Origin of the sequence: Devosia sp. Root105, assembly GCF_001424865.1 — a bacterium.
Taxonomy (GTDB): Bacteria; Pseudomonadota; Alphaproteobacteria; order Rhizobiales; family Devosiaceae; genus Devosia_A.
Genome location: NZ_LMCR01000017.1, coordinates 212,478 through 232,197, shown reverse-complemented (window position 1 = coordinate 232,197; position 19,720 = coordinate 212,478). Strand labels below are relative to the sequence as shown.

The 19,720-nt window shown below is 63.8% G+C and carries 15 protein-coding genes and 2 tRNA genes; 3 read left to right on the top strand and 14 right to left on the bottom strand.

Translation table 11 applies throughout. The features are described 5' to 3' along the window. Positions 1–6 precede the first annotated feature (6 nt). Together ASC68_RS19610 and ASC68_RS19605 are read right to left on the bottom strand one after the other, a co-directional pair. Complete coding sequence (locus tag ASC68_RS19610; RefSeq protein ID WP_055882991.1) at positions 7–1,584, bottom strand: cisplatin damage response ATP-dependent DNA ligase; 1,578 nt, start codon at positions 1,582–1,584, stop codon at positions 7–9. Beyond that, positions 1,581–2,606, bottom strand: coding sequence for a ligase-associated DNA damage response exonuclease (locus tag ASC68_RS19605; RefSeq protein ID WP_055882990.1), 1,026 nt, complete (start codon positions 2,604–2,606; stop codon positions 1,581–1,583). Before ASC68_RS19605 ends, ASC68_RS19610 begins: the two co-directional genes overlap by 4 nt. 111 nt (positions 2,607–2,717) lie before the next feature. Here ASC68_RS19605 and ASC68_RS19600 point away from each other — a divergent pair, with 111 nt between their 5' ends. After that, positions 2,718–3,227, top strand: coding sequence for a cyclic nucleotide-binding domain-containing protein (locus ASC68_RS19600; protein ID WP_055882988.1), 510 nt, complete (start codon positions 2,718–2,720; stop codon positions 3,225–3,227). Positions 3,228–3,378: 151 nt separating this feature from the next. On the opposite strand, the gene ASC68_RS19595 is transcribed toward ASC68_RS19600, so the two are convergent. From ASC68_RS19595 to ASC68_RS19540, 12 genes are all read right to left on the bottom strand, one after another. Beyond that, entirely contained in the window at positions 3,379–6,297 is a 2,919-nt protein-coding gene (locus ASC68_RS19595) for an insulinase family protein (RefSeq protein ID WP_055882986.1), read from the bottom strand. Between the two features lie 255 nt (positions 6,298–6,552). After that, positions 6,553–7,533, bottom strand: a complete 981-nt coding sequence (locus ASC68_RS19590; protein WP_055883311.1) for an aldo/keto reductase — start codon at positions 7,531–7,533, stop codon at positions 6,553–6,555. A gap of 25 nt (positions 7,534–7,558) precedes the next feature. Further along, positions 7,559–9,259: an ABC transporter ATP-binding protein gene (locus ASC68_RS19585; protein ID WP_055882984.1), complete on the bottom strand. Its 1,701-nt coding sequence runs from the start codon at positions 9,257–9,259 to the stop codon at positions 7,559–7,561. A 267-nt stretch (positions 9,260–9,526) separates the two neighbouring features. Next, positions 9,527–11,122, bottom strand: coding sequence for a peptide chain release factor 3 (locus ASC68_RS19580; RefSeq protein ID WP_055882982.1), 1,596 nt, complete (start codon positions 11,120–11,122; stop codon positions 9,527–9,529). Between the two features lie 113 nt (positions 11,123–11,235). Continuing rightward, positions 11,236–11,853, bottom strand: a complete 618-nt coding sequence (locus ASC68_RS19575; RefSeq protein WP_055882981.1) for an outer membrane protein — start codon at positions 11,851–11,853, stop codon at positions 11,236–11,238. 190 nt (positions 11,854–12,043) lie between these two features. Continuing rightward, entirely contained in the window at positions 12,044–12,715 is a 672-nt protein-coding gene (locus ASC68_RS19570) for an outer membrane beta-barrel protein (RefSeq protein WP_055882979.1), read from the bottom strand. 769 nt (positions 12,716–13,484) lie between these two features. Next, positions 13,485–14,162 carry an outer membrane protein gene (locus ASC68_RS19565; RefSeq protein ID WP_055882977.1) on the bottom strand — a complete coding sequence of 226 codons (678 nt, stop codon included), beginning with the start codon at positions 14,160–14,162 and terminating at the stop codon, positions 13,485–13,487. A gap of 306 nt (positions 14,163–14,468) precedes the next feature. Further along, positions 14,469–15,137, bottom strand: a complete 669-nt coding sequence (locus ASC68_RS19560; RefSeq protein ID WP_055882975.1) for an outer membrane protein — start codon at positions 15,135–15,137, stop codon at positions 14,469–14,471. Between the two features lie 234 nt (positions 15,138–15,371). Further along, the gene (locus ASC68_RS19555) at positions 15,372–16,067 is read right to left on the bottom strand and encodes an outer membrane protein (RefSeq protein WP_055882973.1); all 696 of its coding nucleotides are present in this window, start codon (positions 16,065–16,067) and stop codon (positions 15,372–15,374) included. Between the two features lie 411 nt (positions 16,068–16,478). Further along, positions 16,479–16,553, bottom strand: a tRNA-Val gene (locus tag ASC68_RS19550). Positions 16,554–16,666: 113 nt separating this feature from the next. Continuing rightward, positions 16,667–16,741: transfer RNA gene (locus ASC68_RS19545), tRNA-Val, on the bottom strand. Between the two features lie 191 nt (positions 16,742–16,932). Next, positions 16,933–17,295, bottom strand: a complete 363-nt coding sequence (locus tag ASC68_RS19540) for a cell cycle two-component system response regulator CpdR (protein ID WP_211200049.1) — start codon at positions 17,293–17,295, stop codon at positions 16,933–16,935. A gap of 190 nt (positions 17,296–17,485) precedes the next feature. Between ASC68_RS19540 and ASC68_RS19535 the strand changes: the two genes are divergently transcribed. Both ASC68_RS19535 and hisN read left to right on the top strand, forming a co-directional pair. After that, positions 17,486–18,382: an N-formylglutamate amidohydrolase gene (locus tag ASC68_RS19535; RefSeq protein WP_248310570.1), complete on the top strand. Its 897-nt coding sequence runs from the start codon at positions 17,486–17,488 to the stop codon at positions 18,380–18,382. 468 nt (positions 18,383–18,850) lie between these two features. After that, the gene (gene hisN / locus ASC68_RS19530) at positions 18,851–19,678 is read left to right on the top strand and encodes a histidinol-phosphatase (protein ID WP_055882969.1); all 828 of its coding nucleotides are present in this window, start codon (positions 18,851–18,853) and stop codon (positions 19,676–19,678) included. Positions 19,679–19,720 lie beyond the last annotated feature (42 nt).

The following is a 19,720-nucleotide window of genomic DNA, read 5'->3' as shown; positions in this document are numbered from 1 at the left end:
CCGGCCTCAGCTGGCGGTCAAGAAAATCTGCATTTCGTCGAGCGTTGCGGCCTCGCTGGCCGGTTTGTCCCACCTTATCCGGTTGATGCGGGGGAAGCGAAGCGCGATGCCGGATTTGTGCCGGCCCGATTGCTGCGCGCTGTCGAACGCCACCTCGAACACCAGCTCCTTCGACACCTCGCGCACCGGTCCGAAGCTCGCGACGGTGTTGTTGCGCACCCACTTGTCGAGCTGTTTCAGCTCCTCGTCGGTAAAGCCGAAATAGGCTTTGCCGATCGGCACGATCTCGTTGCCCTTCCAAACGCCGAACGTGTAGTCCGAATAGAATGACGAGCGCTTGCCGTGGCCGCGCTGTGCGTACATCAGGATGGCGTCGACCACGTTCGGGTCGCGCTTCCACTTGTACCAAAAACCCTTGGGCCGGCCCGGCAGGTAGGGCGCGCTTCTCAGCTTCACCATGACCCCTTCATGCCCCTGTTCCGCCGCGCCACGGCGACGGATCTCGGCGAGGTCGTCCCAGTCGCGATAAGTGAGCACCGGCGAGAGGTCGAGGCGGGTCTGCGGGTACGTCTCGAACCACGTCTCGAGGTGCTGGCGCCGCTCGGTCCAGGGCAGCGCCCGAATATCCTCGTTGCCGTCGAACAGCATGTCGTAGACCCGGATGAAACCCGGGTAATCGGCGAGGTGCTTGGCCGTCGCCACCTTGCGATTGAGCCGCTGCTGCAGGTCGTTGAACGGCAGCGGCTCGAAACCCGGGCCGACCAGCAGCTCCCCATCGAGCACGGCGTCGCCGAAGACGCTCTCGGTCACGTCGGGGAAGGCGGCGGCGATATCGTCGCCGGTACGCGAGAACAGCGACACCCTGCCCTTCGACGCAATCAGCTGCACCCGGATCCCGTCCCATTTCCACTCGGCGACGAAGTCGGCCGGATCGAGCTTTTCGAGATCCTTGCCCTCATCGATCGGGTTTGAAAGCATCAGCGGGTGGAAGCGCGCCGTGTGATCGATATCGGGCCGCTCGGCCTTGCCGCTCAGCCAGTCGAACAGGTCGGTGTAGGGCACGGTGAGGCCGTTCCACACCTCCTCGATCTCCTGCAGGTCCTTGCCGCTCATCTCGGCCAATGCGGTCTTGGCCAACCGTGCATTGACGCCAATGCGCAGCGCGCCGGTGGCGAACTTCACCAGCGCCCAGCGCTCGTTGATGGAAGCGCGGGTAAGCAGCGAACCGATCAGCCGCGGCAGTTCGGACTTGCTGGTCATATTGAACAGTTCGACCAGGTCCGAGAGCGAGGGCAGCGGCTCGGTCCCGCCATGATGCGGCCAGATCAGCGCGATGGTTTCGCCGAGATCGCCGACATAATCGTAGCTGAGCGCGAACAGATGCGGGTCGACCTCGGCGAGCACGACATCGCGCAGGATCGCCGGTTTGACGTTCTTGAAGCTCAGCGCGCCGGTGAGGATGGCAAGCGCGAAACCGCGGTCTGGGTCCGGCGTCTCGGCAAAATACTGGGTCAGCGCCTCGAGCTTGCGGTTGCGCGACGGGGTGAGCGCCAGAAGCTCCATCAGTTGAGCAAAGCGCCTCACTCTTCGAGCTCTCCCTGCGCGTCCGGTTCGCCCTCTTCGCCCTCCTCGAACGCCTGGATGTTGAGCGGCTCGGCCTCGAGCCCCTGCTGCCGGCAATGATAGACCAGCGCATCCTCGCGCCCATGCGTGACCCAGACCTTGCCGGCTTTGGTTTCGGCAATGGTCTGGCGCAGCTCGTTCCAGTCGGCATGGTCGGAGATCACCAGCGGCAGCTCGACCCCGGATTGCCGGGCCCGTTGCTTGACGCTCATCCAGCCCGAGGCGACGGCCAGCACCGGATCGGGCAATCGCCGGCTCCAGCGATCCTTGATGGCGGAGGGCGGCGCGATGACGATCTGCCCGGCGAGCTCGGCCTTACTGGTGCCGAGCGTCGGCTTCAGTTCGCCGAGCGGGATACCGCGGGCGATGTAGAGTTCGCAGAGCCGGATCATCGCCCCGTGCAGGTAGATTGGCGCGTCGCAGCCGGCGTCGCGCAGCAGCGCGATGACCCGCTGCGCCTTGCCCAGCGCGTAGCAGCCGATGACATGAGCTCGATCCGGAAAGGCAGCGGCAGAGCGCAGCAGCCGGCCGATCTCATCCAGCGGATCGGGGTGCTGGAACACCGGCAGGCCGAACGTCGCCTCGGTGACCAGCAGGTCGCACTCGGCCAGCTCGAACGGCTGCGCCGTCCGATCCGGCAGCCGCTTATAGTCGCCGGTGACGACGATGCGCTGGCCCTGGTGCTCCATCAGCACCTGCGCCGAGCCGAGGATGTGGCCGGCCGGCTTCAGCGTGATGGTGACGTCGTCGACCTGCAACGGCGTATCGAACTCGAGTGGCTGGAACTGGCCAGCCGAGTCTTCGCCATAGCGGGCTTTCATGATGGCGATAGTGTCGGGCGTCGCCAGCACCGCCCCATGCCCCGAGCGGGCGTGATCGGCATGGCCATGGGTAACGATCGCCCGGGCCCGGGGCACCGGGGGATCGATATAGGCGTCGATGGGGCGGACGTAGAGGTCGCGATCGAGGAACGGGGAAGCCATTGGACTAAAGTACTTCCTCCAATCCGGAACGACGCAGGAAAATCAACGGCGGAACCCTATCCCGGTTGCATTTCACCGAATAGGCTGCGCTGACAATCAACGGAGCCGATAATGGAGAGCCTGCTCGAACTGGCCGCAGCCCAGCCGACGCGCGCATTGGCGCCGGGCGAAATACTGATCGCGCAGGGCCGTGAGGGCGGTGATCTATTTGTGCTCGAAAGCGGACAACTGCTGGTCGAACGCGACGGCGTTACCATCGCCAGCATCTCGTCGCCGAACTCGGTGGTCGGTGAGATGTCGGTGGTGCTCGGTACGCCCAACAGCGCGACGGTGCGGGCCGACGGCAACGCCACCGTCCGCGTCATCATGGATGCCCGCAAGTACCTCGAGCAGGACCAGGCGATGACCTTCCGCCTCGCCTGGCTGATGGCGAGCCGGCTCGATGCCACCTCCGCCTACCTTGTGGAGCTGAGCCGGCAGCATAGCGGCAAGGCCGAGCAGAACATGCTCGGCAAGATCCTCTCCGCCCTGCACCTGCAGGCCGACGACAACACCTACAGGACTATCGCCCGCACCGACATGTTCGGCACCGACGACACCGGCGGGGCGTACAAGGACTGAAGGCCTCGTAGAGGCCGCGATGTCACCAACCCACAGATGTCATCCCAGCGAAAGCTGGGACCCATTCTTCCGCTGGCGCGGGCTGCGAGTTGGGTCCCAGCTTCCGCTGGGATCACATCGAGGGTGGGAGCGAATCTTCCTCCCAAACGAACTACAGAACCTTCGTCACCTTGAGGAAATTCCCGCGCTCGTCGTTGGCCGCCTTGATCGCCTTCTCCGACCCGAGCACCACCACCTGGCCGCTGCGGGCAACCTGATCCAGCGCCTCGCCAAGCGCCTTGAAGTCTCGGCTGGAGGCGCCGAGGATTTCCTCGCGGCGCTTCTGGCGGGCGTCTTCACTGTCGCCGGTGAGTTCCCAGACCAGCGCGGTGAAGCCTTTGGCGTCGGGCAGCCGGTAGGTGTCGACTGAGCCGATGACGCCGATCACCGAGCGCACCAGATCCTGCTCCCCTACCCCGCCTTTGAGGAAGGTCGAGGCCTTGTCGTAGACATCGATGGTGTCGACGAGGTTCGGATCGCGATACGAAGTGAAGGCGAAGGTGCCGGCGAATGGATCGAGCCCGGACGACCCGCCATAGGCGCCGCCCTGCACCCGCACCTTGTCCCACAGATATGTGGTGTTGAGGTGCTTGATGGCGACTGCGGTGCCGCCGGTGGGCTCGAACCCGAGCGCCTTGAGGTTGGCGCCCTTGGCCACGTAATTGACCTGGCCGGGGAAGGTCAGGCCTTCCGATTGCGGACCGGCGACGAACCCCCAACCTTCAGTCGAGGGGCCAGCACCAGCCGGCAAAGCCGCGATGAACGTCGCCAGTTCCGGCTTCAGCGCCGCGATGGCAAAACTGTCGGCGGTGACGTTGACGATCATCCCGGTACGGCCGATCAGCAGCGTACGGATCTCCTCGAGCGCCGCCTGCACCGCCGGCCAGTTGCCGTCGATCTGTGCCGCCAGATCCTTGAGGAAGAAATAGTGGCTGACGCCGCCGAGCTTCTCGTTGAGCCAGTCGGCCTCGCTGAACCCGGCGCGCACCCGCATCGACACGATGCCGTTGCCCATGCCGGCCAGCGAGCTTTCGAAGCCAGCCTTCGACTCCAGCACCATCTGGCGGATGCGCTCGCGGTTGTCGAGCCGCGCGTCGGTCAGCACGTCGCGCATGATCGACAGCATGTCGCCGACATGATCCGGCGTCGCCTTGCCGCGGACGAACATCCAGGCCGCGGTGCCCACCCCGTCGCGACGGGTCGAGTTCCAGCGGCTGGCGCCGACGCCGCCGGTGGTGCGACCGATGCGCTGGGTCAGAGAGACGAAATCTTCGCTGCCGGTGCCGGTCTGGGTCAGCGCCCGGGTGAACAGCGGCAGGTAGGGCAACAGCCGCCCCGGCAGCGCCGTGAGGTTGAAGCCGAGATCGAGATAGACCACGCCATTGGTCGGCAGGTCGTGGCTGAACAGCGTGACGCCTTCGAGCTCTTCCTTGGCGATCGGGATCGCCTTGTTGGCGCGCGGCAGGTCCTCGAGTGTCAGCGTCGGGATCCTGGCCAGCGCCTCCGGCGCATCGACCTCGTTCTGCAATTCCTTGAGGTGGCGGGTCTGCTCGGCCACCTCAGCGATGCCGGCGGCATCGAGCGACTGCTGCGCCCTGTCGAGCCGCGCCCGCTCCTCGGCGGCTTCCGCTGCCGCCTTGTTGGGGTCGGCGGTGAGCAGCACGGTGGAGCGGTGCTTGTTGTCGAGGATGTGGGTCTTGATCAGCCGTTCGAACACCGGCTCGCCGGCGGCGAGCCTGGCCTTGATCGCGGCGAGCGGCACCTCGAAGCTCAGCGGCTCCAGCGGGTCGCCGCCATAGAGCCAGGTGCCCATGGCGCGGAACATCAGCGCGATGCCGCGCGGGAACGAGCCGGTATTGTTCTCCCTGAGCCCGAACTCGGTGGTGTTCATGGCCGCTTCGATGGTCTTGGGGTCGATCCCCTCGGCGCTGAGCTGCTCGAGCGTCGAGATGATCAGCTGCTCGACCTTATCGCCGGCATCGTCCTCGATGCCCTTGAGCCCGAAGGTGAAATAGGGTTGGCGGATACCATCGGCGAGGCCCGAGCCGGTCAGGCCTTCGCCGAGCCCGGAATCGATCATCGCCTTCCGCAGCGGCGCGGCGGAGGTGCCGACCAGCACGGACTCGAGCACGTTGAGCGACAGTGCCAGTTCAGGGTCGGTGATCTCGTCGAGCATCCAGTTGACCGACACCATGGCGGTCTTCTTGCCGGCCTCGGCTTCGCTCGCGGCATAGGTCTCGTGCAGCGACCGCGGCGCGCTCCAGCGTGGCTGGATAGCGATTTCGGCCTTGGGGTCGATGCGCTCGAACTGGCTGAAATACTCCTCGAGGATGGCGAGGCGCTGCGCCGGATCGTCATCGCCGTAGAATACGACGCGCGAGTTGGACGGGTGATAGTACTTCGAATGGAAGTTCTTGAAATGTTCGTAGGTGAGGTCGGGGATGGCCTTCGGGTCGCCACCCGAATTCACCCCGTAGGTGGTGTCGGGGTAAAGCGACAGCTGGCTGACCTTACCCAGCACCGCGGCAGCGGAGGAATAGGCGCCCTTCATCTCGTTGAACACCACACCCTTGTAGACCATCGGCCCCTGGGTGGAATCGAGCTCGTAGTGCCAGCCTTCCTGCCGGAACGTGTCCTCGCTGATCAGCGGGAAATACACCGCGTCGAGATAGACATCGACCAGGTTGTAGAAATCCTTGAGGTTCTGCGACGCCACCGGATAGGCGGTCTTGTCGGAGAAGGTCATGGCGTTGAGGAAGGTGTGGAGCGAGCCCTTCAGCAGCTCCACGAACGGCTTCTTCACTGGGTACTTGCGGGAACCGCACAGCACCGAATGCTCGAGAATATGTGCGACGCCGGTCGAATCCTCCGGCGGGGTCTTCAGCGTCACGCCGAACACCTTGTTCTCATCGTCATTGATGAGGCTCAGCACCTCCGCCCCGGTCCGCTTGTGCCGATAGAGCTTGGCCAGCGAACTGATCTCCCCGATCTGCTGCTCGCGGACGAGTTCGAAGGCGGGATGTTCGGACATGGGGGTACTCAAGGTGGTGGGAGGGTGCGGCTAACTTAGGCAGCGGCGGCACTGGATGGAAGGGGGGCTAGGCGGATGGGGAGGTGGGAGGCTCGCGCAGACACCGGTGTGGGCTGCCCCCACCCCTGTCCCCTCCCCGCAAGGGGGAGGGTGACCAAAACACTGAGGCCGGTGTAGGCGTCTCCCTCCCCCTTGCGGGGAGGGGACAGGGGTGGGGGTCCACAGCCACCGGCACAGCCCCCCTGGCAACGCGTCCTAGATCCGCCCACGGATCTCCGGTCGCACCTTGTCCTGGTACCAGCCCGCCAGTTCCTCGGCCAAGGCCGGTTCCACCGGCTCGCGCTTGGTCGCGTCGACATTGGCGCGCAACTGGTCCGGCCGCGTCACGCCGGCGATGATCGTCGATACTGCCGGCTGGTCGAGGATCCAGCGTAGCGCGAACTGGCTGAGCGGGATGCCCGAAGGCACCATCTGCTTGAGCTGTTCGGCAAAGCCGACACCCTTGTCGAACGGCAGGCCGGAAAAGGTCTCGCCGACGTTGAACTTCTCGCCGTTGGCGTTGAAGTTGCGGTGGTCGCTATCGGCGAACTTGGTGTCCTTGTTCCACTTGCCCGAGAGCAGGCCCGAGGCGAGCGGCAGCCGGACGATGATGCCGACATTGCGCTTGGTGGCAGTCGGGAACACCTCGGTGATGTAGTCCTGCCGGAACAGGTTGAAGATGATCTGCAGCGTCGTGCAGCCATCCGACTTCATCGCCAGCAGCGCCTCCTCGACATTCTCGACGCTGGCGCCCCAGTTCCGCATCATCCCGGCATCGCGCAGGTCATCCATGATGGTGAAGACTTCGCCGTCGCGCAGCACGTCGGTGGGGATGGTGTGAAGCTGCGCCAGGTCGAGCGTCTCGACGCCGAGCCGCTTCAGGGAGCCGGCTAGGCTCTCCTTGATGTTCTTCTTGTTGTAGCCGGTCTTGTTGGGGAAGATCTCGCCGTTGCGCCCGAGCTTGGTGGCAACGAACACGCCCTTCTTGTCCTTGAACTCGCCGATCCGCCGCTCCGACTGCCCGCCGCCATAGACGTCGGCGGTATCCCAGAAATTCACCTCGACATTGCGCGCCGTCTTCAGGATTTCAGCCGCCGTCTCGTCGTTGAGCGAACCGAAGCTCTCGCCCAACTGCCAGGTGCCAAGCCCGATCTCCGAAACTTCGTAACCGGTCTTGCCGAGTTTGCGCCTATCCATGAAATCCACTCCCTGTTCACGTGCCTCAGATAGCCGGGCCGGCGACGCCCTGCAAAGCGCTTTCGGCTCTCGGCTTCCTCGCTTTTAGGCGAATGAGAGTGTCGGTCTCTGCTATCACCGCCTTGCGGTGGGTGATGGCGATGATGGTGGTGTCGGCGCTGAGCGTGCGCAGCTCCGCCATGATCCCCGCCTCGGTCGCCTCGTCGAGGGCGGAGCTGGCCTCGTCGAGAAACAGGAACTCCGGGCTGTCGTAGAGCGCGCGGGCGATGGCGATGCGCTGCCGCTCGCCACCCGAGAGCTTCAGCCCGCGCTCGCCCACAGTGGTTTCGAAGCCTTCCGGCAGGCCGGTGATGAACTTGTGGATCGAGGCCAGCCGAGTGGCGCGTTCGAGCCGCGCAGCATCGCGCTCGCGGCCCAGGACGATGTTGGCCGCGAGCGTATCGTTGAGCAGCATCACCTCCTGCGGCACGACACCGATCGCCGCATACCAGCTGGCGCGGCCGACGGTGCTGAGATCAGTGCCGTCGACCGTGATCGTCCCCTGCTCCGGCTCCAGCGCTTTCAGCGCCAGCTTGAATAGCGTCGACTTGCCGGCCCCGGTCGGGCCGGTGATAAAGGTCAGCCGTCCGCGCTCGGCGACAAAACTCACATCCTCAACCACCGGCGTCTCGCCATAGCGATGGCCGACATGGGCGAACTCCAGCCGGCCCGACCCGACCGCCAGGCGGCCTGCAGCGTCCTGGTCCTCCGGCTCGGCCCACATCCGGGCGAACGGCAGGAAGCCGGAATAAGCGCGCACGATATCGTCGATGGCCGAGCCGATCATCTCGAACGGTTGGTTGAGCTGGATCATCAGGGTATTGATCAGCACGATATCGCCGACGCTGAGCTGGCCGGCCTCGTAACGCGGAATGAGCAGCAGGAAGGTCACCGCCAGCTGCACGGCCAGCGCCGCGCCGAAGCCGAAGGCATAGCTCAGGTGCCTGACGGTCCATTGCCGCCAGGCGCCGCGCACTTCGCCGGCCTTCTTCGCGAAATTGTCGCTGATCCACTTGTCGCCGTTGAAATAGCGCAGCGTTTCCATGGCGTTGATGGCGTTGCCGACAAAGGCCGCATTCTCCTGGTCGGCCTCGATGGCTTTATCGAGAAACGGCCGCGTCCAGCGATTGGCGAAATAGGTGAAGGTGATGAAGGCCGCGCCATAAACGAGGACAATGGCGACGATCTCGAGGTTGATCACCGCGCCCAAGACGCCAACGCCGAGCACGATGCCGAGCAGCGCCGGCAGGAAGACGATGATCCCCAGTTGCACGAAGATGAACAGTGAGCGCTCGCCCTCGGAGCGCGCCTTCTGGATTTCCACCGGATTGTGCTCGATGAAGAACGCCACCTGCTTGTTGAGGATGCGTTCGAAGAAGCTGGTGCCGACGATGAAGTTGAGCCCCTGCGCCACCCCCCAGGCCATGTATTGCGTCGCCTGCGACACCGCGCTCGAAGCACCGCGCAGGATCGCATAGACGACGAACGCCATGACGATGCCCGCGGGCACCAGGTTGGAGTTCAGCTGGTCGATCAGCCGGGAAAACAGGTATGGCGTTGCCACCTGGCCGAGCGCCGCGAGCAGCACCATCAGCGCGATGCCGCCCAGCGCCAACCGGGATTCGCGCCAGAACCGGCCGTAGATGGCGCGAACCGGCGCCGCTATCAGTGCCCACTCGCCCGCCATCAGCCCCTCCCCACTCGCCCGGCGGAGATAGGGCTCGATCATGGAGATCACAAGACGGTGGAATGGTTTGGCTGGAGCCTACGAGGGATGATGGAGGGCACGGGGTTTCCCAACACACCAGGTGTCATCCCAGCGAAAGCTGGGACCCATCCATCAGCTGGCGCAGGGGGCGAGTTGGGTCCCAGCTTTCGCTGGGATGACAGCCGGTGGGTGGGGTCTAGGATCGGGCCCAACCACCGGCCGGTGCAGACCTATCGGCAGACGCGCCTAATGCCGTTCCTTCGTGGTCAGGAACTGCACCTTCGGGTAATCCCGCTCGGCGCGGCCGAGCCACCAGGTGGATTGGGCGAGATAGACCGGGTCGCCATACTTGTCCTCGGCCATCTCCAGCTTGTTGGTGGAGATGAACCGCGCCAGCTCGGCCTTGTCCTCGGAGACGATCCAGCGCGCCAGCTCGAAATTGATCGACTCGAAGCTGATCGGCACGTTGTATTCGGAGTTGATGCGGCTCTGCAGCACTTCGAGCTGCAGCTGCCCCACCACGCCGACGATGTAATCGGCGCCCACCATGCGGCGGAAGATCTGCGCCACGCCCTCTTCGGCGAGATCGCTCAGCGCCTTGGCCAGTTGCTTGGCCTTCATCGGATCAGTGAGACGGACGCGACGGATGATTTCCGGCGCGAAGTTCGGGATGCCCGTTACCTTGATGTTGGCGCCCTCGGTGAGGGTGTCGCCAACGCTGAGCGCGCCATGGTTGGGGATGCCGACGATATCGCCGGCCACCGCTTCCTCGGCCAGTTCGCGATCGTGGCCGAAGAAAAACATCGGGTTCGATACCGCCATGTCCTTGCCGGTGCGCACGTTCTTCAGCCGCATGCCGCGCTTGAACGTGCCCGAGCTCAGTCGCACGAAGGCAATACGGTCGCGGTGGTTGGCATCCATGTTCGCCTGCACCTTGAACACGAAGCCGGAAACCTTGGGGTCGTCAGGCTCGATCGGCTTGGGTTCGGCCGGCTGCGGCCGCGGCTCGGGCGCCCAGGCGCCAAGCGCCGCCAGCATCTCGGGCACCGAAACCGACTTCAGCGCCGAACCGAAGATCACCGGCGTCAGGTGGCCGGCGAGGTAGATCTCATGATCGAAGGCCGGAAAGCCGGCGCGTGCCAGCTCGAGATTCTCAAGGCTGGCCATGATCACCGGATCCGTGGTGAACTCGTTGTCGCGCGCCAGCTCCTCGACATTGGTGAAGGTCTTCCAGACCTCGCCATTCGGCCGCTTCACCACGCCAGCCGTGAGATCGACAATGCCCTTGAAGTCGACGCCACCACCCAGCGGCCAGACCACCGGCGAGACGTCGAGCGCCAGGGTCGAGGCGATCTCGTCGAGAATCTCCACCGGATCCTTGCCTTCGCGGTCGACCTTGTTGGCAAAGGTGATGATCGGGATGTCGCGCAGCCGGCAGACCTCGAACAGCTTCAGCGTCTGCGCTTCGATGCCCTTGGCGACGTCGATCACCATGATGGCGGCGTCGACCGCGGTCAGCGTGCGGTAGGTATCCTCGGAGAAGTCTGAGTGACCGGGCGTATCGAGCAGATTGAAGGTCAGCCCCAGGTGCTCGAAGGTCATCACCGACGAGGTGATCGAGATGCCGCGCTGCCGCTCGATCTCCATCCAGTCCGACCGGGTGGCGCGCTGGTTGGCGCGGTGCCGCACCTGCCCCGCCTGCTGGATGGCGCCCGACGAGGCCAGCAGCTTTTCGGTCAGCGTAGTCTTGCCAGCGTCCGGGTGCGAGATGATCGCAAAAGTCCGGCGCGACTGGTAGGGCAGCAGTTTTGCGGCAGGCGCCGTGGCGGTCAGGGCGTTCATCTACGGGGCTCGAAATGCGGAAGGCCGCTACATAGTCGTGTTGCGCGCCGAATGCAAAAACAGAACGGCCGCCCCAAGGGACGGCCGTTCGTCATTCAGTCGATCAGCGAGGCTTAGAACTTGAAGTTCAGGCCAACGGTCACGGCGTGCGAGGTCAGGCTGAACTCGTCGCCCGGGAAGTATTCGGCGTTGCCGTAGTCCGAGTAGCGGTACAGCAGGTCGACCGAGATGTTGTCCGCAACAGCGAACTCGACACCGGCACCAACGGTCCAACCGACGTGGGTCTCGTTCGCGTCGGCGATCTCGCCGCCCGCTACCGCCAGACCGGCGGTCAGGTACGGCAGGAACGAGCCCGCATCGAAGCCGAGACGACCACGCAGCGAAGCGGTCCAGTCGACGGAGAACGGGGCGTTGTCCTGGTTCTCGGCGTTGGTCCAGGCAACGTCGCCCACCACGCCGAGCACGATGCCGTCGGCAACAGTGAAGTTTGCGCCGAGGTTCACGCCGGCGAGCCAGCCGCTGACGTCCCACTCGTCGGTGTCGCCGACTTCGCCGAAGGTGCCGCCGAGGCCGCCGACAAACGCACCGACATAGAGGCCGTCCCAGTTGCCGCTGGCAACTTCGACCACGCCAGCTGCGGGCTCGTCGATGATCAGGTCAGCCGCCTGGGCGCCCGACACGAGAGCAAGACCGGCAACGCCGGAAAGCAGAGCAATTACAAAGCGATTCATCTGAGTCTCCTAGAAGTCTGGAGGCGGATACCTCCAAATCTCGATCAAGGCGATAGGAATAGGAGCTCGTCCCCACGGAAGACGCGCGGGTGTCACCTTGCCGCCACACATGCGGCATCGGAACCTATTGGCGGAAAACGAAAAAGGGCCGCACGAGGCGGCCCTTTCCCTCAGAATGTGGTAGTTCGGCTTAGAACTTGAAGTTGACACCGGCAGTGACGGCGTGGGTGCTGAGGTCGAGCTCGGCATTGTCGGCTGGCAGATCGTACTCGGCGGTGCCGTAGTCACTGTAGCGATACTGCAGGTCCAGCGAGATCTGATCGGCGACCGCAACCTCTACACCTGCGCCGGCGGTCCACCCGAAGTGTACCTGGGTGCTATCGACGCCGTTGTCGCTGCCGGTGGCACCCGCAAAGGCGAGACCGGCGGTCAGGTACGGCATGAACGCACCGCCGTCGAAGCCGGCCTTGCCGCGGAAGGAGCCGGTCCAGTTGACGTCGAAATCGACACCGTTGCCCGACTCGTAGCCGCCGATGCCAGCCCAGGCGATGTCGCCGGCAGCGCCGAGGATGAAGCCCTGCGCCACGGTGAAATTGGCGCCGAGAGTGGCGCCGACGGTCCAGCCGGAGAGATCGAGTTCGTCGTCGACCAGGAAGAGCACGTCGGCAGCGTCCTGCGTTGCGGTGCCGAAGCCGTAGCCGACGAAGCCGCCGACATAAGCACCATCCCAGCCGCCGCCGCCGCCCATGTCGACAAAGCCCGGCATCGACGGCTGCTGGACCAAGAGATCAGCAGCCGAGGCAGCCGAAGCCATGGACAGCACGGCTACGCCCGCCAGCAGAGAGAGAGAAAAACGGTTCATGATGTGCCTCCAAGGTACACGAAGGGGAACGGATTACGTACCCGCATGAATCGAATCCAAGTTGCAAACAATTCCTTTACGCCGCGGTAACCGTCAGGACTTGGTTAACGAAGGGTTTGGGGCCAGCGCGTTACTGGGCCATGACCAAGTATAGAATCGAACGCGCGACTAGATCGTGGTCAGTGGAGCCGGGGCACGAGCCTGAGTCGCCGCGCGGGGGCTCGGACGGGCAGACAGCAGCCCAAAAAGAAAGGGCCGCCCGCAGGCGACCCTTTCCGATTTCGCGGCTTTCGAAGCAGTCATTGCCCCCTGAAGGGGCGAGGTGCCTTCGATTAGGCCAGAGGCTGCTCCGAGCTAACGGAGACTCCAGGACCCTTCGAAACCGACGATTTCTGATGATACACTTGGACCACCTCCTTTTGCTGGTTGAACATGACCGCGAAGGTGGGACCGATTTACGGATCTGACAAGGGCAAATGCGCAACAGATGTGAATGAACGGTGACAACTCGCGTCGCGCAGCTGTCGTTTGGCCTTGAGAACTGAAGCAGCCCTTTCGGCGTCCGCTCGCCGCGATCACAGCTGCACGCCCATGTCGGACCTGGATGGCCCGCGACAGGTCGGCAAGGACACGCTCCGCGGGCCGTTGAGCGGCGTTCTCCGGTACGTGCTGGCACGCGCATGTGGGGCGTCCATAAATGCATCAACCCCGCCACGGCTGCGCCGGGCGGGGTCGATTGAGTACGGATCGGCTTGCGCCGAAGCGGAAATCAGAACTTGAAGTTCACGCCCGCCGAGATGGTGTGGGCGGTGAGGCCCAGGTCGGTGTCGCCCGCATCGAGGGTGTAGGTCTGCGAGCCGTAGTCGCTGTAGCGATACAGCAGGTCGATCGAGATGTTGTCGGCAACCGCAAATTCGACGCCCGCACCAACGGTCCAGCCGATGTGAGTCGCATCGTCTTCGACGCCGGGCACGACGGTGTTATCGGTGGCAGTGGCGCCGGCGAAGGCCACACCGGCCGTCAGGTACGGCAGGAAGGCGCCGCCATCAAAGCCGAGACGACCGCGGATGCTGCCGAGCCAGTTCACGTCGTAGGCGATACCATCAACGGTATTCTCGCCGCCAAGATCCGACCAGGCGACGTCGGCAACGATACCGGCGACGATGGCTTCGGAGACGGTGAAATTGGCGCCGACCGCGACGCCGAGCTGCCAACCGGTCAGGTCGTACTCGGTATCGGGAGCAACGAAGTACCCATCGTCGTCATTGACGGTACCCCAGCCGTAGCCGGCAAAGGCGCCGACATACACGCCGTCCCAGTTGCCACCGACGTCGATGACACCGACCGGGGGAGCGGGTTCGCTGATGATGAGATCGGCCGCCTGGACCGAGGAGATGAAGCTCAGAGCGGCAACGCCGGCGAGCAGGGAAACGGCAAAACGATTCATGGGTGGCCTCCAGAAAAGCAACGCCTATAAGATACGCACGTCCTGGGGAAAGAAAACCCGACTCCGCCAGCAACGCACAGCTTAGCCGTAAAGTGTCACCCCCAAGACACAGGTATGGCCTGGGTTCTTAATAACGTTGTAAATCTCTATTTTGACACAATTGCGCCGCGCATGAGGCAGCGCGAGACAATGCTGCGCGATACCGCACCAGGAAACGTCGCATCATCGCAAAATCAAACCCCGCCGCGGCTTGCGCCGGGCGGGGTCGATTTAGATAACCGTTCGGCTCGAGGCCGAAGGCGGAAATCAGAAGCGGAAGTTCACGCCGGCGGTGACCGCATGCGAGGTCAGGCCGAACGACTCGGTCGGCGCAGCGCCGAGCTCGTAGTCCTTCGAACCGTAGTCGGTGTAGCGGTACTGCAGGTCGAGCGACACGTTGTCGGCAACGGCGAACTCGACACCAGCACCAACGGTCCAACCGATGTGGGTCTGGGTGTCTTCGAGAGCGCCGTCGGTCACCGTGGCGTTGGCAAAAGCCACACCGGCGGTCACATACGGCAGGAAGGCGCCACCATCGAAGCCGAGACGGCCGCGGATAGAACCTGCCCAGTCGACGTTGTACGAACTGTCCGCATCGACGTCGCCATTGAGGTCCGTCCAGGCGATGTCGCCAACGATACCGGCAACGATGGCTTCCGAAACGGTGAAGTTGGCGCCGGCGTTAACACCCAGCTGCCAGCCCGTCAGATCGGTCTCGGCGTCGACACCGTTGAGGAAGTAGTTTTCCTCGTCGGTGACGGTGCCCCAGCCGGCGCCGGCGAAAGCACCGATGAAGACGCCGTCCCAGTTGCCGGTGGTCGACACGATGCCGACCGCCGGGGCGGGCTCATCGATGATCAGGTCAGCAGCGAAGGCCGAGGACATCACGGAGACGCCAGCCACACCGGCCAGCAGAGCGATTGCAAAACGATTCATTTAGTCAACTCCTAGAGAGAGGGCCCTCACGTAGCCCCTGTCGCGGGCAAAAGCGACCTCACGTGCTAACAAACTGTTCACGCGCTGCGCCTCCAGAAGAGAGTCGTGCCATTCGCGCCACACCTGTTTCCGGCATGGCGATTTCAAGGCACAACTGAGGAATTTTCGGGGAAAAAGAGACCCCGCCGCGGCTCGCGCCGGGCGGGGTCCTGAACTTTCAGCAGTCAGACTGGCTTAGAAGTTCCAGTGCAGACCGGCCTGGATGGTGTGCGTGCTGAGGTCGATCTCAGGATCGGTACCGGCCGAGAAGTCATAGGTCTGCGCGCCGTAATCGCTATAGCGGTAGAGCAGATCGATCGACAGCTCTTCGCTAACGGCAAACTCGACACCAGCGCCGACGGTCCAGCCAACGTGTGTCGCGTCGGCCTCGATACCACCGAATAGTGGCGAGAAGCGTTCAGCATGGGCGACCGCGAGACCGGCCGTGAGGTAGGGCAGGAAGGCGCCACCGTCGAAGCCAAGACGGCCACGCAGCGAACCCGTCCAGTCGATCGTGTGAGTGGTGCCATCAAAAGCGCCGCCTTCGATTTCACCGCCGATGTCCGCCCACGCGATGTCGCCGACGACACCGATCACGATACCCGAACCAACGGTGGCGTTGAAACCCGCATCAACACCGAGCAGCCAGCCGCTCAGGTCGATATCGTTGCCGCCAACCGGCACGGGGCCGACGCCACCAGCTGCGGTGTGGTCGGCAGTGCCCCAGCCCGCGCCGATGAAACCACCGATAAATGCGCCGTCCCAGCTCCCGCTGACGTCGACGACACCGACTTCAGCCGGTTCTTCAATGATCAGATCCGCGGCGTAGGCCGAGGACATCAGACCAGCAGCGGCCACAGTGGCCAGCAGGATAGTGGTGATGTGCTTCATGATTGCCCTCCAAAAGGTCGAGGCTACCCTCACATGAAATATGGCAGGAATCGAGCCCCCTCATGGAGACAATTGCCACATTGAAGCAACTGTGTTGCAGCGCTGCATCAACTGACGATGTGTAGCACATCAGGATTTCTGCAAGACAAAACATAGTGTTAGCAGCACCGTATGCCGACATCTGCGTAGTGGCTCACGCCGCCGTGATGGGCCCAGGAATTTTGTGGCAAAGCCAAGACAACTGCATTTCGGACGGCGACGACTCTATCCGGTGAGCCGAATCTGTTCATGCAATGGCGATCAACAGATGAGCGTCCGCCACCGACTGATTCCGCGCCTTGAACGTCCTCGGCGAGACCCCCGAAAAGCAAAACCCCCGGCAGCCGATCGGCGCCAGGGGCTTCAATTGGATGGTGGGTGTGACAGGGATTGAACCTGTGACCCCCGCCGTGTGAAGGCGATGCTCTCCCGCTGAGCTACACACCCATCCGTTCGGGTCGTGACCTCAGGTCTGTTAAGACCGTCGTCCGTCGCGACCAAACTGCGGCGCCGATTTCATCGGCATATTCAAGGACTTCGGGAGTCCTTCAAGCGAGGGATGGTGGGTGTAACAGGGATTGAACCTGTGACCCCTACCATGTCAAGGTAGTGCTCTCCCGCTGAGCTATACACCCATCACATCGCTTGTCACGTCGGGCACCGCCCGTCGTTGCGAGCGCGGTAGACCATAAAACCCGCTTGCGGGTCAAGCGTGAATTCCGGGCTGGGGAAACCGCCCGCAAAGTACCCCCGAGACCCCCGCTGCGCGGCACTAGCGGACGACGGGTACCGGGCAATGCCCCCGCCGGGAGGCCTCGCCGCGGGATCAGGCCGCCAGCAGCCGCTCGACCTCGTGCACCAGATCCTTGAGGTGGAAGGGCTTCGACAGCACCGACGCATCCTTGGGGGCTTCCGAGTCGGGGTTGAGCGCCACGGCGGCAAAACCGGTGATGAACATCACCTTGAGATCCGGATCGAGCTCGGTGGCGCGGCGCGCCAGTTCGATCCCGTCCATCTCCGGCATCACGATGTCGCTCAAGAGCAGCGAGAACGGCTCTTCGCGCAGTCGCTCGTACGCCGACCTGCCGTTGTCGAACGAGACCACCTCATAGCCGGCGGTCTTCAACGCGCGGGTGAGGAACTGGCGCATGTCGTTATCGTCTTCGGCGAGCAGAATGCGCTTCATCATGTCCTCTTGGCGCCCCATCGACGGCGTTCTGCCGCGGAACTCTAATGGGTGATGTTTAATGCAAGTTTTCTCGATCGAGAACCCATACGCGGCAAGTGTGAACATGCTGCCTTCGGACTTATGGACATTCGGCAACGCGCGCGGCAAAGTACGGCAATAAGGCAGCGCTGCGGCGCTGAAGGGAGACCCGGTGCAGTCCGACTATTGGGACAGGCCAGCATTCGAAACCATCCGGCCCCGCCGGGTGATGGCGCCACTGGTGTTCAATTCCGCACATTCCGGCCGCGATTACCCCGAGCGCTTCCTTGCGATGACCCGGCTCGACCACCTGTCGATCCGCCAGTCTGAGGATGCCTTTGTCGACGAGTTGTTCCAGCGGGCGCCGCACCTGGGTGCGCCGCTGATCCGGGCGCATTTTCCGCGCGCCTATCTCGATGTGAATCGCGAGCCGTGGGAACTCGACCCCACCATGTTCGTCGAGCCGCTCTCCGAACGCTTCAACACCACCAGCCCGCGTGTCGCCGCCGGGCTCGGCACGCTGGCGCGCGTCGTGGCCGAGAACAAGCCGATCTATAAGGAGCGGCTGACGCTCGACGACGCGCGCATGCGCATCGAGGGCATCTACCAGCCTTACCACGCCACCATGCAGCGGCTGCTGACCGAGGCCTATGGCGCCTTCGGCGTGGCAGTGCTGATCGACTGCCACTCGATGCCGCGGCTGTCGCGCAGCGGCGACCGGCTCGGCCCCGACGTGGTGCTGGGCGATCGCTACGGCACCACCTGCGCCCCGATTCTCGCCGACCTGGCCGAGATGGTGTTTGCCGGCGCCGGGCTGCGGGTGGCGCGCAACCGCCCCTATGCCGGCGGTTTCTGTACCCGCACCTATGGCCGGCCGCAGCACGGCGTGCATGCCCTGCAGATCGAGCTCAGCCGCCACCTCTATATGAACGAGGTGACGCTCGAGAAAAACGCCGGCTTCGGCGCCATGCGGCAACTGGTGGATCGGCTGGTCGCAACGCTGGTGGGGCTCGATTTCGCCATGCTCTCGCCACCTACCCCGGCGCAGGAGAAATACGCGGCGGAGTGAAGGGTGGGCAACGTGGATGCCCCATCCCGATGTCATCCCAGCGAAAGCTGGAATTCATCTCCGCGGTAAGGGCTTCGCCCTCGTCCGCCAGGCTGGCGCAAGCGGCGCGTTAGGTCCCAGCTTTCGCTGGGATGACATCGAGTTTTTGGTACGGCTGGTGCATGGCCCCGAACGTTCGAAGCAAAAAATCGGGCCGCCGGAGCGGCCCAGTCAAGGGAGGAAACGATGACGGCCAGAGTGCGTTGCCTAAGTCGAGGCAAGAGGCTCAAGAGCCGCCCATCCATCATGCAGTTACTGGCGTGAACTGATTTGCCCCCCTCCACAAGGCGGCCGGAAGTCTTCAACAGATAAACTTGCGCCGTTGTTGCAAAAATGAATCACGATCGTCACAAACTATTCGCGCATGTCGACTGAGATCGGCGGCTAGAACACTGGACCAACTCACAAAATCGCGCCGGGAAGGCTGACATGGAAGATACATCTCTTGGCGCGGACCGTCTCGGCGGCCTTACCGCCGACCTGGTGCGCCGCACCTTGCTCGATGCCGCCGAAATCGCCGCAAGCATCACCTTGCCCCGCTTCCGTCAAGGCATCGCCGTGGACAACAAGTGGGCCGTAGGGTTCGATCCGGTCACGGAGGCCGACCGCGAGGCCGAACGCGTCATCCGCGAGTTGATCGGCGCGCGTTTTCCAGACCACGCCATCGTTGGCGAAGAATGGGACGACAAGCCCGGCTCAGCTCCCTTTTCGTGGATCATCGACCCGATTGACGGCACCCGCGCCTTCATCACCGGAGTACCCGTATGGGGTACGCTGGTCGGGCTCACCTTAAAAGGACGTGCGGTCGCCGGCCTGATGGCGCAGCCGTTCACCGGCGAAATCTACCTGAGCCTGCCCGGCGAGGCTGGCTACTATCGCGGTGATCAGCATCTGCCGCTTAGAACCAGCACGGTGACCGAACTGTCGAAAGCCAAGCTGACCACCACCTCGCCCGACCTCTTCCTGCGTCCGGGACGGGACCTTACGCGGCAATGGGACGCCATCAGCTCACAGGTGCTGACCACCCGCTACGGGCTCGATTGCTATGGCTACGCTCTGATGTCGGCCGGCCACATCGATCTGGTGGTCGAGGCCGGGTTGAAGAATGTCGATATCTGCCCACTGATCCCGCTGATCGAGAATGCCGGCGGCGTCATCACCACCTGGGACGGCGGCCCGGCCGAACAAGGCGGCAACTGCGTCGCCGCGGCGACGCCTGAGCTGCACGCAGCGGCCATGGCAGCGCTCAGGGGGTAATGGGCCTTCTAGCTAACCCCAACCACGGTTGTCATCCCTGCG